A 16,404-nucleotide genomic window follows, 5' to 3' on the forward strand; every position below is an offset into this window, starting at 1 on the left:
CAAATCGTAAAAGCTTGACTAAGACGAAACGTTGGATCAATCAATCCAACGTTTTTTTCTCTGACAGTTTTTTTCTCTGACAAGTTAGGCTTGTTGCTTGTCCCAATGAGCAAAGGGCTTTGCCAGTGTTTTAGTCAAGCAAGCGCCAAGAATAGGCCAGCCATAGGGCGGGTGCTAACCAGAGGCCTAGAGGTAAGGATACATCGGGCAAAAGCTTGATAGCAATTTGCTAATCTTTGGGGGCTTTTCTCACATCAGACGGCAAATTATGTTACACTAAAGCTATATGTGGAAGGAAATCATAACATGAACAATTATCATTTTGATCCGCGGCATTTAAAAGTGGGCATGCGAACATTAAAAACAGGGATTTCAGTCTTTTTAGTTCTCCTTATTTTTCATCTACTTGGTTTTCAAGGTTTGCAAATTGGAGCCTTAACAGCTGTTTTTAGCTTGCGTGAAACGGTTGACCAAACTATTTCCTTTGGGACATCAAGGATTCTTGGCAACAGTATTGGCGGTAGCTTTGCCTTTATTTATTACCTCTTACAGATGGCTTTTGATCATCAATTTTGGGTGACCTTGGTTGCGGTGCCTATTTTGACTATGCTGACAATCATGTTTAATGTCGCCTTTAATAACCGCTCAGGGATTATTGGCGCTGTTGCTGCTTTATTGATTATTTGCTTATCTCTGCCGACTGACGATACCTTTTGGTCTGTTTTTGCCAGAATTTTTGAAACGTTTTGTGGGGTGTTTATTGCCATTTTGGTCAATACGGATCTTGAATGGCTGCGCAAAAAATGGCGCAAGCTATGATCATGTAAGATTATCTGACATCGCTTCTTGACATTCCTTAGTCAAGGTATATAATAAAAGGGTAAAAGGAGTTAGCCATGAAAGAAAGAGAACTAAGGCGATCCATCGCCGTCTTTTCCATTGGTGCTGTTATGCGGTTGACGGATTTATCAGCTCGGCAAATTCGCTATTATGAAGAGCAGGGCTTGATCAAACCGGAACGAACACAAGGAAACCGCCGTTTATTTTCATTAAATGACATGGACCGTTTGCTAGAAATCAAAGATTTTATTAGTGATGGCTACACGATTGCAGCCATTAAGCAGGAATATGCTAAGCGTCAAAAAAAGCTAGCGGCCAAAGGTAAGGCCTTGAGTGATGCTGAAGTTCGGCAGATTTTACGTGAAGAACTCCGCAACCAAGGAGGCTTTTCAACTCCTGCGCAAACCTTGGGAAACTTTCGTATTTGACCTTGCTTCTAGAATAGTTTTAAGGAGAGATTATAATGACAATCACAGCTGAAGACATCCGTCGTCAAGTCAAAGAAAAAAATGTCACATTCCTACGCTTGATGTTTACCGATATTATGGGGATTATGAAAAATGTCGAAATCCCAGCAACGGACGAACAGTTAGATAAGGTCTTATCAAATAAGGCTATGTTTGATGGCTCATCTATTGAAGGTTTTGTGCGAATCAATGAATCAGACATGTATCTCTATCCTGATCTTGATACCTGGATTGTTTTTCCCTGGGGTGATGAAAATGGTGCTGTCGCAGGCCTAATCTGTGATATTTATACAGCTGAGGGTGAGCCTTTTGCTGGTGATCCCCGTGGTAATTTAAAGAAAGCCCTGGCACACATGGAGAAAGTTGGCTACAAGTCTTTCAATTTAGGACCAGAACCAGAGTTTTTCCTTTTTAAAATGAACGAAAAAGATATGCCTACCCTTGAAGTCAATGACCATGGTGGCTACTTTGACCTGGCACCCACTGATTTAGCAGATAACACCCGTAGAGAGATTGTCAATGTCCTCACTAAAATGGGCTTTGAAGTGGAAGCCAGTCACCACGAAGTAGCTGTTGGGCAGCACGAGATTGACTTTAAATATGCTGATGTGCTCAAAGCTTGTGATAATATCCAGATTTTTAAGCTGGTGGTGAAAACCATTGCACGAGAACACGGTTTACATGCCACCTTTATGGCCAAGCCCAAATTTGGTATTAATGGCTCAGGCATGCATTGTAATATGTCACTTTTTGATCAGGACAACAAGAATGCCTTTTTTGATCCCAATGATCCGCGCGGCATGCAATTGTCACAAGACGCCTATTATTTCTTAGGTGGTCTCATGCAGCATGCTTATAATTACACTGCTATTATGAATCCAACCGTCAATTCTTACAAGCGGTTGGTACCTGGCTATGAAGCACCAGTCTATGTGGCCTGGGCGGGGCGCAACCGCTCACCATTGATTCGAGTACCAGCTTCGCGGGGCCAAGGAACACGTTTAGAATTGCGTTCGGTTGATCCAACTGCCAATCCTTATTTAGCCTTAGCTGTTCTTTTAGAGGCAGGCTTAGACGGTATTGAACAAAAAATTGAGGCACCAGAGCCAATCGAAGCCAATATCTATACCATGACGGTAGAAGAGCGCCAGGCAGCAGGTATTGTTGATTTACCTTCAACGCTACACAATGCTCTTAAGGCTTTGCAGGCTGACGAGGTGGTCAGACGTGCCCTTGGTGAGCATATCTTCATCAATTTTGTCGAAGCCAAGCGGATTGAGTGGGCTTCTTATGCCACCTTTGTGTCCCAGTGGGAAATTGATAACTACCTACAGAATTATTAGAATTTCATAGGCTACGGAAGAACCTTCCGTAGCTTTTTTTATACTTATATTCAAGCAGTTGTGATAAGATATTCTTTTTATGATAATAAAAAGTTTTCATATAGCATGGTCTAAACTATAACAATGTATAAAAAATAAAATCACAATTTTCAGAAAAAATACTTTCATTTTTTTTGAATTGTGATATAATTTAATTCACAACTTAGATTTAGGGATACGAGGAGGAAAGTTAATATGGCAGGTTCAAAAACTTTAAGATGGAAGCGTGTAGGATTGGGGACAGCCACCCTTGCTTCAGTAGCTGCTTTGATGGCATGCGGTAATAAGGCTGCAACTAGTGGCAATAAGGATGAGATTAACTGGTATACACCTACTGAGATTATTACCTTGGACGTGTCAAAAAATACTGACAGCTACTCTGCTTTAGCTATTGGCAATTCAGGAAGTAACCTACTCCGCGTTGATAATAAGGGCAAGCTGCAACCCGACCTAGCTAAAAATGTTACGGTATCAGATGATGGCCTAACCTATACAGCAACCTTACGTGATGGCCTCAAATGGTCCGATGGGAGTCCGTTAAGTGCTGCTGATTTTGTCTATAGTTGGCAACGCATGGTTGATCCCAAAACAGCCTCTGAGTATGCTTACCTGGCAACAGAAGCTCATTTAAAGAATGCTGAGAGCATTAATACCGGCAAAAACAAGGACTTAGACAGCCTGGGAGTCAAAGCAGACGGTGACAAGGTGATCTTTACCTTAGATAAACCTTCCCCCCAATTCAAGAGTTTGCTGTCTTTTGCTAACTTTATGCCCCAAAAAGCAGACTTTGTGAAAAAAGTTGGCAAGGATTACGGGACTAGCTCAGACAAGCAAGTTTACTCTGGTCCCTACACGGTTAAGGATTGGAATGGCACGAGCGGTTCTTTCAAGTTAGTTAAAAACAAGGACTACTGGGATGCAAAGCACGTTAAGACAAAAACGATTCATGTGCAAACCGTTAAAAAGCCAGATACTGCTGTGCAAATGTACAAGCAAGGTAAGCTTGACTTTGCCAATATCTCTGGGACTTCTGCTATCTATAATGCCAATAAAGCTAACAAGGCAGTCGTAGCAGTACCTGAGGCAACAACTTCTTATATGGTTTATAACCAAACTGGCAAGGTTGCAGCCTTAAATAACCTTAAGATTCGTCAAGCACTGAATTTAGCGACTGATCGCAAGGGAATTGTCTCAGCGGCCGTTGATACGGGTTCAAAACCAGCGACAGCTCTAGCGCCAACTGGTTTAGCTAAGCTAAAAGATGGCAGTGATTTAACAAAATATGTCGCGCCAGGCTATACCTATGACAAGGCAGAAGCAACTAAACTCTTCAAAGAAGGCTTGGCTGAATTAGGCAAATCTTCTGTGAAGTTAACCGTAACTGCTGATGCGGATACCCCTGTGGCTAAAGCAGCGGTTGATTATATTAAGGAAACTTGGGAAAAAGCCCTACCTGGCTTATCCGTAGAAGAAAAATTTGTTCCCTTTAAGCAACGTCTTGAAGATACTAAGACTCAAAACTTTGAAGTCGCCCTTGTGCTCTGGGGTGGTGACTACCCAGAAGGGTCAACCTTCTATGGCCTCTTTAAATCTGGATCTGCTTATAACTACGGCAAATTTACCAATGCTGCTTACGATGCTGCCTATGAAAAAGCATTGACCACCGATGCCTTAGATTCAGATGCGGCAGCTCAAGATTACAAGGCTGCTGAAAAAGCCCTTTATGACAATGCGCTTTATAACCCAGTCTACTTCCGCTTAACGGAAGGCTTGCAAAATCCAAGCATTAAAGGCTTAGTGCGCAACTCAACTGGGTTGAATGTTGACTTTACTTATGCTTATAAAAAATAAGCTTTCGTAACCCCTTAAAAATGTAATGCGGCAAGAATTGGTTGTCAAGCCAGTTCTTGCTTTTGTTAGAGGATTCTTATGACTAGATATTTATTAAAACGTGTTGCCATTCTACTGATAACACTATGGGTGGTCATCACCCTCTCTTTTTTCTTGATGCAAATCATGCCAGGGACACCCTTTAATAATCCCAAATTAACCGATGAAATGATTGCCCTAATGAACCAGCAATATGGTTTGGATAAGCCCTTGTGGCAGCAGTACGCCAAGTACCTATTAGATATTTTGCATGGTGATTTTGGGACTAGCTATCAGTCCATCAATCAACCCGTTGCGCGCTTGATTGCCCAAAGACTGGGTGTATCGGTTCATTTGGGCCTTCAGGCTTTGGTGGTCGGTATTATTTGTGGCTTATTTGTCGGAGCAGTTTCTGCTCGTAATAAAAACAATAAGATTGATGCGGTATTAAGTGTGCTTTCAACTCTTGGGATTTCCGTCCCTTCCTTTATTATTGGCTTACTTTTATTGGACTATTTTGGCTTTAAATGGGGCTTAGTGCCCTTATCTGGCTGGGGAAGTTTTGGACAAACCATCTTACCAACTTTGGCACTGGCCATCCCTGTCTTTGCCCAAGTTACCCGCTTTTTTAGAAGCGAAATGATTGAGACCTTAAATACGGACTATATTCAATTAGCTCGCGCTAAAGGCTTGACCAAGCGCCAGGTGACCAATAAGCATGCCTATCGTAATTCGATGATTCCAGTTTTGACCCTGGTTGGTCCGATGGCAGCCAATATTTTAACAGGCTCAGCCTTGATTGAGCAAATCTTTTCCATTCCAGGGATTGGTCAACAGTTTGTCACGTCCATTCCGACAAAGGATTATCCCGTTATTATGGGAACGACCATTGTCTACGCCGTGATGCTGATGGTCGCAATTTTGCTGACAGATATTGTGATTAGCTTGGCTGATCCCCGCGTTCGCCTAGGCTAGGAGGGTATTATGGTAGAAGAAAAACAGCAGTTTAAGTTAGTCGGTGTTAGCAGTGCTGCCACCCAAGAAAAAATTCAAAAACCAGCCCTCTCCTTTCTTCAGGATGCCTGGCGGCGTTTAAAGCAAAATAAATTAGCCGTGGTGGCTATGACTTTTTTAGCTTTCTTATTAGTCTTTTCACTGAGTTCGGCTTTTGTAGTCTCAAAGCAAGATGCCAATAATTTTAACAGTGCTAAAGTCAGTGTTTACCGCAATTTACCTCCAAAATTAAGTGGCCAATTACCATTTTGGAATGGAAAGATTGTCTATGCCGGCAATAGCCAAGCTAACGATGCCTATACCGATCAGGGTGTGCCCGAAGATAAAAAATTCCTACTTGGGACTGACAATCTGGGCCGCAGCCTGGGCAAGCGGATTACCGTAGGAATTCGAATTTCCCTCTTGATTGCCATTGTTGCGACCTTGATTGACCTCGTTATCGGCGTGACTTATGGTTTGGTCTCTGGTTTTACAGGAGGTAAGGTGGATACCATCATGCAACGGATTATCGAGGTTATCTCCTCCATTCCTAACCTGGTTATTGTGACAATGCTAGGTTTATTACTAGGAAATGGTGTGGTCTCCATCATTATTTCGATTGCGATTGTTGGTTGGACCTCCATGGCCCGGCAGGTGCGTAATCTGACCCTATCTTACCGTGAGCGTGACTTTGTCTTAGCGTCACAGGCTTTGGGCGAAAGTCATTTCAAAATTGCCTTTAAGCATATTTTGCCCAATATCTCTGGAGTTATCATTGTGCAAATTATGATGACTGTGCCAAGTGCGATCATGTATGAAGCTGTCTTATCAGCCATTAATCTAGGGGTGAAACCCCCAACGGCCTCGCTTGGCTCGCTAATCACCGATGCCCAAGAAAACCTCCAGTATTATCCATATCAAGTGCTATTGCCAGCCTTGGCACTTGTCTTTATTTCTCTTGCCTTTATTTTATTGGGCGATGGCTTACGCGATGCTTTTGACCCAAAAGCAAGCAATGACTAGGAGGAAAAGCAGATGTCTAGTGAAACGATTTTGAATGTCAAAAACCTCCACGTTGATTTTAAAACCTATGCTGGAGATGTCCAAGCCATTCGTGATATTAATTTTGATTTGAAAAAAGGGGAAACCCTGGCCATTGTTGGTGAATCTGGTTCCGGAAAATCGGTTACCACCAAGACCTTGATGGGGCTCAATGCCAAAAATGCACATATTTCTGGGGAGATTGTCTTTAAGGGACAACATCTGGACCAATTGAAGGAAGAAGAGTGGGTTAAGATTCGCGGCAAGGAGATTGCCATGATCTTCCAAGATCCGATGACAAGTTTAGATCCCACAATGAAGATTGGTCTGCAAATTGCCGAGGCTATTTTGACCCATGAAAACATCACAAAGCAAGAAGCCCTAGAGCGGGCGCTCACTTTAATGGAGCAAGTCGGCATCCCAAATGCCCAAGAACATGTCAATGATTATCCGCACCAATGGTCAGGCGGCATGCGGCAGCGGGCCGTGATTGCCATTGCCCTTGCTGCTAACCCAGCCATCTTGATCGCTGATGAGCCAACAACAGCTCTTGATGTGACCATTCAGGCACAAATTTTGAAATTGATGAAGGACATTCAATCCAAAATTTCCTCTTCCATTATCTTTATTACCCATGATCTTGGTGTGGTGGCTGGTGTGGCTGATCGCGTTGCAGTCATGTATGCTGGTAAAATTGTCGAATATGGTACTGTTGATGAGGTTTTTTACAATCCTCAGCACCCCTATACCTGGGGACTCTTAAATTCGATGCCTACTACCGATACCGCAAGAGGTAGCCTCCAAGCGATTCCTGGCACTCCGCCGGATTTATTAAATCCTCCAAAAGGGGATGCTTTTGCTGCCCGAAATGCCTATGCTCTGGATATTGACCATGAGGCAGAACCACCAATGTACCAAGTGAGTGACACCCACTTTGCGGCCACATGGTTGTTAGATGAGCGAGCACCAAAAGTAACACCGCCATTACCCATCCAAGACCGTTGGGCCAAATGGCAACAGATGGAAGGGAGAAAGGCTTAATGCGTGATGAAGGCAAGAAATTAGTCCAACTAAAGAATGTGTCGCTAACCTTTAATAAGGGCAAGAAAAACGAAGTCAAAGCTATTGATAATGTTAGTTTTGATATCTATGAAGGGGAAGTCTTTGGCCTTGTGGGAGAGTCAGGCTCTGGTAAGACCACTGTGGGCCGTGCTATTTTGAAATTGTATGATATTAGTGAGGGGGAAATCATTTTTAATGGCGAGTCTATTTCTCACTTAAAAGGCAAAGCCTTACATGATTTTCGAAAAAATGCCCAGATGATTTTTCAAGATCCGCAAGCCAGTTTAAATGGTCGGATGAAAATTCGCGATATTGTCGCTGAAGGTTTGGACATTCATAAATTAACTAAGAATAAGGCTGAGCGTGAAGCACGAGTCCAAGAATTACTTGACTTGGTTGGTTTGAATAAGGACCATGTTACCCGTTATCCACATGAATTTTCCGGTGGTCAACGCCAACGGATTGGCATTGCTCGCGCCCTAGCGGTTAAACCAAGATTTATCATTGCGGACGAACCGATTTCAGCATTAGATGTATCCATTCAGGCGCAGGTGGTTAACTTGATGCAAAAATTGCAGCATGAACGTGGCTTAACCTATCTCTTTATTGCGCATGACCTTTCCATGGTCAAATACATTTCTGATCGCATTGGGGTCATGCATTGGGGGAAGATGCTGGAAATTGGCACCGCAGAAGATGTCTATAATCACCCGATTCATCCGTATACGAAGAGCTTACTCTCAGCGATCCCAGAGCCTGATCCAGCAAAAGAGCGGCTGCGGACAGCAGACATTTACGACCCAAGCCAAGAGCTGGATGGCCAAGAACGCGAAATGCGTGAGATTACACCAGGGCACTTTGTCTTATCTACCGAAGAAGAAGCCATGACTTATAAAACCCGTATTCTCTAATAAAAACTCTAGGTGCTGTAGCCTCATAGTGGGATAGAAAAATACTTTATGAAACCAATTTCTTGAATTGAACAGGAGATTGGTTTTTTAAATGACCTTGAACTGATGCAAAACCATTTCCCGTTCAGGACGTTTAAATGACCGTTTAGGAATTTGAGGAATCTCCTGCAAAAAATACTGTATACTAATCTTGTCCAGTTGCAACTGGACAAATTAATAGATTTTTTGGAGACATACGGAAATGGATACACTATCTCTTTCCCAATTTGAACGTTTAGACTTGGAATCTCTTGCTGCAATTGAAGGCGGTAAAAATAATTGGCAGACAATTGTCAATAGTGCTATTGCAGCAGGGGCTGCAGGGGCAGGCCTTGGCTTTCCACTATGCGGCGTACCTTGTGGGTATATTGGTGCTAAGGCAGCCATTAGCAGCCATTACACTTTGGGCAGGTGTTACAGGGGCTACAGGTGGATTTTAGACATTTAAAACATACTATTATCTGTGATTGTAAATGACTTTTGGAGTGGAGAAAATGAAACAATATCAATATAAAGAACTAGCAGCAGCTGAATTTCAGGAAATCTCAGGAGGAAATGCACCTGGTAATGCTGTATTAGGTGGATTAGGAGTACTTAAAGCAGGATTTAAATTTTGTAAAGTACCTCATCCAGTACTAAAGGGTGTATGTGTAGCTGGTTTTACTGCCGGTGGGGCCTACTTGGCATATAAGGCAAACTAGATGGTATTTATTATCTTTTCAGGTCTTTATATATTAATCACTTTTTACATCATGTTTGACAGTGCAAAGAAGAGTAAAATAAAGGAATCATCTTCTTACTTAAATTTTTTATTTTTTTATTACTTTTCAACATCAATGCATACTGTAAATCTTTTATCCCTCCCGTCCATCCTTCTTTTTTTAGTGATTTATCTAGAAAATAGAGATAAGCCCTGAGATTGCAGATAGGATTTAGGTAAATGGCAGTTTAAGCTAACAAACTGAGATAATGCCATTATTATCTTAGAGTGAGCGTGGTATTTCAAGACTAATAATGTCACACCAAAGATTTGACAGTTACATCAGTGCTTATTAACACCTGGTTACAGACTCTGAAAATGATTTTTTACTGTTCAACCAAATGGATTATTATCTTCATAAAGATAACATTGTAATGAGAAAAGAGGAAAGACTCGTTTTTTAAGTCTTTCCTCTTTGACAGAAGTGATAGAGCCTATAAAATTCCCCAACCGAATTGTGCACAGCCCCCAAATGATAGGTAGCGAGAATCCTAGCCACCTATTGATAAACTAAGTTAGGCTAAACACAAAGGATGCCCCTTGTATGGTACAGGTGGCATCCTTTGTGTTTTTGCTATTAATCTTTGTCAGGTGTAAGCACCATTGGAATTATGATTGGTTCGCGTTCCGTTTTTTCGTATAAAAATGGACGTAAGGCATTGACAATCGCGCCATTGACGGACTGAATGCTGGCATCCTTGTTTTTGAGGGCAATGCGGATAGCGTTGAATAAGATCCGCTGGCTTTCGCGGATAAGATCGCCTGATTCGCGCATATAGATGAAACCACGGCTCAGAATATCTGGTCCAGCCAGAATCATCTGAGTGTCAAAGTTAACAGTCGCTACTGCTAGAACCACACCGTCTTGGGACAAATCTCTGCGATCGCGCAGAACAGCAGTACCGATGTCACCAATACCATTACCATCAACGTAAATATCTTGGGCATTGAAGTGCCCGGCGCGCCGAGCTGAGTCACTGGTTAAGGCTAAGACATCGCCGTTTTCAAGGATAAAGATATTTTCTTTAGGAATTCCAGTGTCAACGCCTAGTCCAGCATGGACTTTTTGCATCCGATATTCCCCATGAACTGGCATAAAGAATTTAGGCTTGAGGAGGCGAAGCATTAATTTTTGTTCTTGCTGCCCACCGTGGCCAGATGTGTGGATGTTGTTAACCTTGCCATGGATAACATCAACACCAGCTTCTTGGATTGTGTTGATGAGTTTGTTGACACTGGTGGTGTTACCAGGGATAGGACTAGACGAGAAGATAACAGTGTCGCCAGGTTGCAAGGAGACCTGTCTGTGGGTTCCATTGGCAATCCGAGCTAGCGCAGCCATTGGTTCACCCTGGCTACCCGTACACATGATTAAGATGTCACTGGCGTGGTAATGTTTGATTTCATTTGGTTCGATGAAGGTTCCCTCTGGGACCTTGATGTAGCCTAATTCAATACCGTTGACGATGGCCTTTTCCATGGAGCGGCCAAAGACGGCAATTTTGCGTCCGGTGCGCACAGCAGCTTCGGCAGCTTGTTGCAAGCGGAAAATGTTGGAGGCAAAGGAGGCGAAGATAATGCGGCCATGGATGCCCTCAATGATTTTCATAATGGACTGGCCAACAACTTTTTCAGAGTTGGTAAAGGTAGGAATCTCAGCATTAGTCGAATCTGAGAGCAGACATAGGACGCCTTCTTCTCCTAGTGCAGCCATGCGTTGTAAATCTGCAGGTTCGCCAACCGGAGTAAAGTCAAATTTAAAGTCGCCAGTACACACGACCTTTCCTTGGGGCGTATGGATGACAATCCCTAGTGGTTCTGGGATGGAATGGGTAGTCCGAAAGAAGGTAACCTTCATATTTTTGAAAGTTAACTGAGTATTATGGTTAATTTCGTAAAGTTTGGCATCACGTAAGAGACCATGTTCTTCTAATTTTCCACGAATGAGGGCAAGAGCAAGTGGTCCAGCATAAATAGGCACATTGGCTTGCTTTAGTAGAAATGGGATACCCCCGATGTGGTCTTCATGGCCATGTGTAATCACAACAGCCTTAACCCGATCAACATTGTCAACGATGTAAGAATAATCAGGGATCACATAGTCAATACCTAGCAAATCGTCTTCTGGGAATTTTATCCCAGCATCAACAATGATAATCTCATCTTGATACTCGATACCATAAGTGTTTTTGCCGATTTCGCCAAGACCACCGATGGCATAGACGCCAACTTCATGAGGTTTTATATCGATATTTGGCATAGATTATAGCTCCGTAAGTTCAAAAACACCTGCTGTTTTTTCATATTCGAGGTGCTTGTCAGATAAACGTTCAATGTATTCAACATTGTAGTTTTTGTGTTCTTCAATAAGACGTCGTGTCTTGATGCGGCCTTCAAGCTCAGTTTGAGCATCCACATCAAGATACATGACTTTAGTGTTTTCCCGGCGTGGGCTACGCTCTTTGTTTTCTTGATAAAAGATTTTGTAAATCATTTGTCCTTAAGTTCCTTTCTTAAATGAATCAATATTCTAAACAACAAGAAAGCAGTCAAAACCACGAGTGGTTCGACAGCTGATTATTCGCACTTTTTTGTAGTTGATTTTGTCCTTGATTCTGTATAATTACCCTAATTATATCATATTATAAGCTTCAAGTAAAAACATTAAGAGAATATTCCTTAGCTAGCCTTTTGGGCTTTCCTTCTTTTTGTGATATAATGAACCATAGAAAATTCCGGAGATGATAAGAAAACCCATGAAAATCCTTGCCTTTGATACGTCAAATAAAACCTTGGCTTTGGCCTTATTAGAAGACGATCAGTTACTAGCAGATGTGACGTTAAACATCAAAAAAAACCACAGCATTTCTTTGATGCCGGCTATTGATTATTTGGTTGCCTCAGTTGATTTGACCCCGGCTGATTTAGACCGGATTGTGGTGGCTAAGGGGCCGGGTTCCTATACCGGCTTAAGGGTTGCGGTGGCGACGGCCAAAATGCTGGCTTACAGTTTAAGTATTGACCTGGTCGGCGTCTCAAGCCTCTATGCCCTAGCGGCTCCCATTACCGAGCCGGGCTTGATTGTACCCTTGATTAACGCTAGACGCAATAACGTGTATGTTGGCTTTTATCGTGACCAGCAAGCCATCAGACCAGATAAGCACGCCCCCTTGAAGCAGTGCTAGCAGAATTAGCAAAAGAAACACAGGTTACATTTACTGGGGAGGTGGCTGAGTTTGCCGAGCAACTTAGCAAGGCTCTGCCACACGCCCAGATAAGAGCCAGCCTGCCTAGTGCTTACGAAATCGGCAAAAAAGGCCGCAAGCTCCCACCAGAGAATCCCCATGCCTTCGTACCAGACTACTTAAAAAAAGTCGAAGCTGAGGAAAATTGGCTAAAAAACCATCAACCAGATCCAAAGGCCAAGTACATTAAGCGAGTGTGACCATGAAAACCATAGAAGAACAAGCAGAAATCCTCTATCAGATCTTAAAGGATGCTAATGGGCAAGCAACATGGAATAAAAAACAAATAGAAAGTGATCTGGCTGCTGAAACGGTTGATATTCTCTATGCTTATGACCACCAACAGCTAGTTGGTTTTATGAGCTTACAGCAGCTAGCCGGGGAGATTGAGTTGACCAATCTAGCTGTCAAAAAAGCCTACCAGGGCCAGGGCATCGCAAGGAGACTGCTCAAGCACCTAAGCTCTTACTCACAGCCTATCTATTTAGAAGTACGCAAGTCCAATCACATCGCCCAACATTTGTACCAATCAATCGGCTTTGAGGCAATAGGAGAACGTAAAGCTTACTACCATGACCCAAGTGAGCCAGCGGTAATCATGAAACGAGAAGGAAACGATGAAAGATAGATATATTTTAGCTGTTGAAAGTTCATGTGATGAGACCAGTGTGGCCATTTTGAAAAATGACGATCAGCTCTTGTGTAATATTATTGCTAGCCAGGTGGAAAGCCATAAACGCTTTGGTGGAGTAGTGCCTGAGGTTGCCAGTCGCCATCACGTTGAAGTCATTACAGCTTGTTTTGATGATGCCCTCAAGCAAGCTGGTATTAGGGCCAAAGATTTAGACGCTGTAGCTGTGACTTACGGACCAGGTCTTGTGGGAGCACTCTTAGTAGGAATTGCTGCCGCTAAGGCCTTTGCTTGGGCTAACAAGCTTCCCCTTATTCCAGTCAACCATATGGCTGGGCATTTGATGGCTGCCCGAGAACAAAAAGAGCTCAGCTATCCCTTGCTGGCCCTCTTGGTTTCAGGTGGTCATACAGAGTTGGTCTATGTGACAGAACCAGGCAACTACCAGATTGTGGGTGAGACACGTGATGACGCTGTCGGTGAGGCCTATGATAAGGTTGGTCGGGTCATGGGTCTAAGCTATCCCGCTGGTCGTGAAATTGACCAATTAGCCCACCAAGGACAGGATAACTACCATTTTCCCCGGGCTATGATAAAAGACGATAACTTAGAATTATCATTCTCAGGCCTCAAATCAGCCTTTATTAATGTGCATCATACGGCCCAGCAAAAAGGTGAAACGCTCAATGTGCCCGATCTATGTGCCTCTTTCCAGGCAGCTGTGTTAGACGTCCTTCTAGCCAAAATCAAAAAGGCTCTCGCACAATATCCCGCAAAAATGTTGGTCGTAGCTGGTGGTGTAGCTGCTAATCAGGGATTACGTGAACGCCTGGCTGAGGAGATAAAAGGGGTAGAAGTGGTGATTCCGCCCCTTCGCCTGTGTGGGGATAACGCTGGCATGATTGCTTTAGCCGCAGCGATTGAGTATCAACAAGGTCATTTTGCGCATTTAAACCTTAATGCCATACCAAGCCTCACCTTTGCTCATTTTCAGCCCTAATTCCCAAGCCAGCTAAAATAATCTTAAGCAGCAAATAGCCCGGTATCTTGGCATACCGGGCTATTTTATGATAACGAAATTGGCGATGATGATTGCTAATTACTAGTCTTTTGAAAAGAATGGGTAAAGGTCAAAGGGGTTGTTACCAGCTTGCTTTAGTGACGCCAGGTAGCTGTCCTTTATGAGCGAGCTCACGGAAATTAATCCGGCTTACCCCAAACTTACGCATGTAAGCATGTGGACGGCCGTCAATTCTGTCACGATTTTTAAGACGATTGGGATTTGAATCACGTGGCAATTTGCGTAATGCTTCATAGTCCCCTTTGGCTTTAAGTTCGTGACGTAGGTCAGCGTACTGTTCGATCAATTGCAGTTGCTTTTGGTATTTTGCAATTTTTGACTTTTTGGCCATTTGTTTCTCCTTCTAATAATGTCATCACTTTGGAGTGTTATCAAGACTCCTAGTTTTCTTAACTGGTAATTAACCGGTTAAGGTAAACATACCCTTATTATACACCTTTTGCCGTAGAATGCAAGCAAAAGCTAGCCATTGCTATGGACTTGCAGATACAAAAAGAAAACCTAGCCTAGTTTTCTTTCAATAGGTTTAAGCATGAGGGCAGCCTGCAACCCAGCCTGAACAAAGGGCAGCAGTAATGTTAAAGCCACCAGTATGGGCATTAATATCTAACACCTCACCGGCAAAATATAAGCCAGGAACTTGCTTGCTCTCTAGGGTTTTGGGGTTAATCTCCTTGAGGCTGACGCCGCCTTTGGTCACAAAGGACTTGGCCAGAGACATCTTTCCCGTAATCGGAATGGCTAGCGCCTTAAGCTTGTCTTGGATGGCACGTTCTTGGTGTTTGGTCAGCTGCTTGACTTTGTCGGGATAAGCTGAAGCAATGAATTCGGCAACGCGTTCTGGCACCAAGCCTTTTAAAGCATTCTTGATTGACTTGTCACGGTGTTTAACCAGGTAGGCTGCTAAGTCATCATAGGAGAGCTGGGGTAACATGTCCAGCTGTGCGATTTCGCCGCCCGAGACAAAGGATGACAGACGCAGGGCGGCAGGGCCAGACAAGCCAAAATGGGTAAAGAGCAAATCATGGGTAATGTGATGCTGTTTGCACGATAAGGTGACATCGGTAAAGGAAATACCCTGGAGCGCCTTGTGGGGAAAATCAGTCAAAAGGGGACTTTCAGCAGCTTCTAGCTCAGTTACTTCTAGTTTAAAGTGTCGTGCGATGTCGTGCCCAAAGCCAGTAGAGCCGGTTGAGGGGTAGGATTTGCCCCCTGTGGTCACTATTAATTTTGAACAGTGAAAACGTTGCTTGGCTGTTCTGACTAAGAATAGGTCGTCCTCTTGTTTTTTGACAGAGACGACCTCACTATTGGTTAAGACTTGGCCATTTAGCTCAGTTATTTTGCTTTGCAAAGCTTCAATAATGGTTTTGGATTTATCACTTGTCGGGAACATCCGTCCATGGTCTTCTTCCTTGAGTTGGACGCCATTATCTTCAAAGAAAGCGATAATATCATGATTGTCAAATTGGGAAAAGACACTGTATAAAAAGCGTCCATTACCAGGAATACCAGCAATGAGATCCTCAAGACTGCCACTATTGGTCACATTGCAGCGCCCACCGCCAGTACCAGCTAATTTTTTACCCAGTCGGCGATTTTTTTCAATTAAGAGGGTTTTATCGCCATAAGAACTAGCTGCAATACAGGCCATCATTCCAGCCGGACCACCACCAATAATAATTGTGTCGTATTTTGTCATAGCCTTATTTTAGCATAAAGATAGGGGATTTAATAGTAATGTAAACGTGGGCAAAAAGGCAAGTGCGATGACTGCTGCTAGTAAGCTGACTGATCCTTTAGCTTGGTTAAGAGCTTGTCTCTTGTGAAATCATCTATTTGGAACGTAGGTTAGATGAGATGGCCAGCCCGCTTTTTTGCCAATTCAGAAATGGCTTTAGAGCACAAAAACAGTTCGATAAAGGCTTAATTTCATCAATCTATCGTTAATGAACCGTCTTGCAATATTGCATAAAATATGACACGATGTTAATAAAAACGCTGTATGATGACATGAACATTAAGCGAACATTGTAATTGCCTTAATTTTTAAAAATGGTGTATGAAAACTAAAGACCCAATA

At 43.0% G+C, this 16,404-nt stretch carries 15 protein-coding genes and 2 pseudogenes; 13 read left to right on the plus strand and 4 right to left on the minus strand.

The features are described 5' to 3' along the window. Positions 1-306 precede the first annotated feature (306 nt). The 10 genes and pseudogenes from K5J94_RS03330 (at position 307) to K5J94_RS03375 (ending at position 9,305) form a co-directional block, all read left to right on the plus strand. A complete protein-coding gene (locus K5J94_RS03330; protein ID WP_159564986.1) occupies positions 307-819 on the plus strand; it encodes an FUSC family protein in 513 nt (170 codons plus the stop codon). 77 nt (positions 820-896) lie between these two features. After that, entirely contained in the window at positions 897-1,268 is a 372-nt protein-coding gene (locus K5J94_RS03335) for a MerR family transcriptional regulator (protein ID WP_159548541.1), read from the plus strand. 35 nt (positions 1,269-1,303) lie between these two features. Then, entirely contained in the window at positions 1,304-2,650 is a 1,347-nt protein-coding gene (locus K5J94_RS03340; RefSeq protein WP_221913519.1) for a glutamine synthetase family protein, read from the plus strand. A gap of 234 nt (positions 2,651-2,884) precedes the next feature. Continuing rightward, on the plus strand, positions 2,885-4,540 hold the full coding sequence (locus K5J94_RS03345) for a peptide ABC transporter substrate-binding protein (RefSeq protein WP_159543238.1): 1,656 nt from the start codon (positions 2,885-2,887) through the stop codon (positions 4,538-4,540). A gap of 78 nt (positions 4,541-4,618) precedes the next feature. Beyond that, the gene (locus K5J94_RS03350) at positions 4,619-5,533 is read left to right on the plus strand and encodes an ABC transporter permease (RefSeq protein ID WP_159543236.1); all 915 of its coding nucleotides are present in this window, start codon (positions 4,619-4,621) and stop codon (positions 5,531-5,533) included. A gap of 9 nt (positions 5,534-5,542) precedes the next feature. Beyond that, the gene (locus K5J94_RS03355; RefSeq protein ID WP_159543234.1) at positions 5,543-6,574 is read left to right on the plus strand and encodes an ABC transporter permease; all 1,032 of its coding nucleotides are present in this window, start codon (positions 5,543-5,545) and stop codon (positions 6,572-6,574) included. Between the two features lie 12 nt (positions 6,575-6,586). Then, on the plus strand, positions 6,587-7,633 hold the full coding sequence (locus tag K5J94_RS03360; protein WP_159564990.1) for an ABC transporter ATP-binding protein: 1,047 nt from the start codon (positions 6,587-6,589) through the stop codon (positions 7,631-7,633). Then, positions 7,633-8,565 carry an ABC transporter ATP-binding protein gene (locus K5J94_RS03365; protein WP_159565000.1) on the plus strand — a complete coding sequence of 311 codons (933 nt, stop codon included), beginning with the start codon at positions 7,633-7,635 and terminating at the stop codon, positions 8,563-8,565. Before K5J94_RS03360 ends, K5J94_RS03365 begins: the two co-directional genes overlap by 1 nt. A 241-nt stretch (positions 8,566-8,806) precedes the next feature. Then, positions 8,807-9,044: pseudogene (locus tag K5J94_RS03370) on the plus strand (Blp family class II bacteriocin). Between the two features lie 54 nt (positions 9,045-9,098). After that, positions 9,099-9,305, plus strand: coding sequence for a bacteriocin (locus K5J94_RS03375; protein ID WP_221913522.1), 207 nt, complete (start codon positions 9,099-9,101; stop codon positions 9,303-9,305). A 636-nt stretch (positions 9,306-9,941) separates the two neighbouring features. On the opposite strand, the gene rnjA is transcribed toward K5J94_RS03375, so the two are convergent. Further along, positions 9,942-11,624: a ribonuclease J1 gene (gene rnjA, locus K5J94_RS03380; RefSeq protein WP_159564996.1), complete on the minus strand. Its 1,683-nt coding sequence runs from the start codon at positions 11,622-11,624 to the stop codon at positions 9,942-9,944. A 3-nt stretch (positions 11,625-11,627) separates the two neighbouring features. After that, on the minus strand, positions 11,628-11,858 hold the full coding sequence (locus tag K5J94_RS03385) for an RNA polymerase epsilon subunit (protein ID WP_159543207.1): 231 nt from the start codon (positions 11,856-11,858) through the stop codon (positions 11,628-11,630). Between the two features lie 262 nt (positions 11,859-12,120). Between K5J94_RS03385 and tsaB the strand changes: the two are divergent. From tsaB to tsaD, 3 genes and pseudogenes are all read left to right on the plus strand, one after another. Further along, positions 12,121-12,809, plus strand: a pseudogene (gene tsaB / locus K5J94_RS03390) (tRNA (adenosine(37)-N6)-threonylcarbamoyltransferase complex dimerization subunit type 1 TsaB). 2 nt (positions 12,810-12,811) lie between these two features. Further along, positions 12,812-13,237 (plus strand): ribosomal protein S18-alanine N-acetyltransferase, encoded by a 426-nt coding sequence (gene rimI / locus K5J94_RS03395; RefSeq protein ID WP_159548556.1) that lies wholly within the window; start codon positions 12,812-12,814, stop codon positions 13,235-13,237. After that, positions 13,227-14,240 carry a tRNA (adenosine(37)-N6)-threonylcarbamoyltransferase complex transferase subunit TsaD gene (tsaD, locus tag K5J94_RS03400; RefSeq protein ID WP_159564998.1) on the plus strand — a complete coding sequence of 338 codons (1,014 nt, stop codon included), beginning with the start codon at positions 13,227-13,229 and terminating at the stop codon, positions 14,238-14,240. Before rimI ends, tsaD begins: the two co-directional genes overlap by 11 nt. A 142-nt stretch (positions 14,241-14,382) precedes the next feature. On the opposite strand, the gene rpsN is transcribed toward tsaD, so the two are convergent. Continuing rightward, entirely contained in the window at positions 14,383-14,652 is a 270-nt protein-coding gene (rpsN, locus tag K5J94_RS03405; RefSeq protein ID WP_159543201.1) for a 30S ribosomal protein S14, read from the minus strand. Between the two features lie 195 nt (positions 14,653-14,847). Beyond that, entirely contained in the window at positions 14,848-16,023 is a 1,176-nt protein-coding gene (locus tag K5J94_RS03410; protein WP_221913524.1) for a BaiN/RdsA family NAD(P)/FAD-dependent oxidoreductase, read from the minus strand. Between the last annotated feature and the right edge of the window lie 381 nt (positions 16,024-16,404).

The organism is Streptococcus halichoeri (assembly GCF_019774635.1).
GTDB lineage: Bacteria > Bacillota > Bacilli > Lactobacillales > Streptococcaceae > Streptococcus > Streptococcus halichoeri.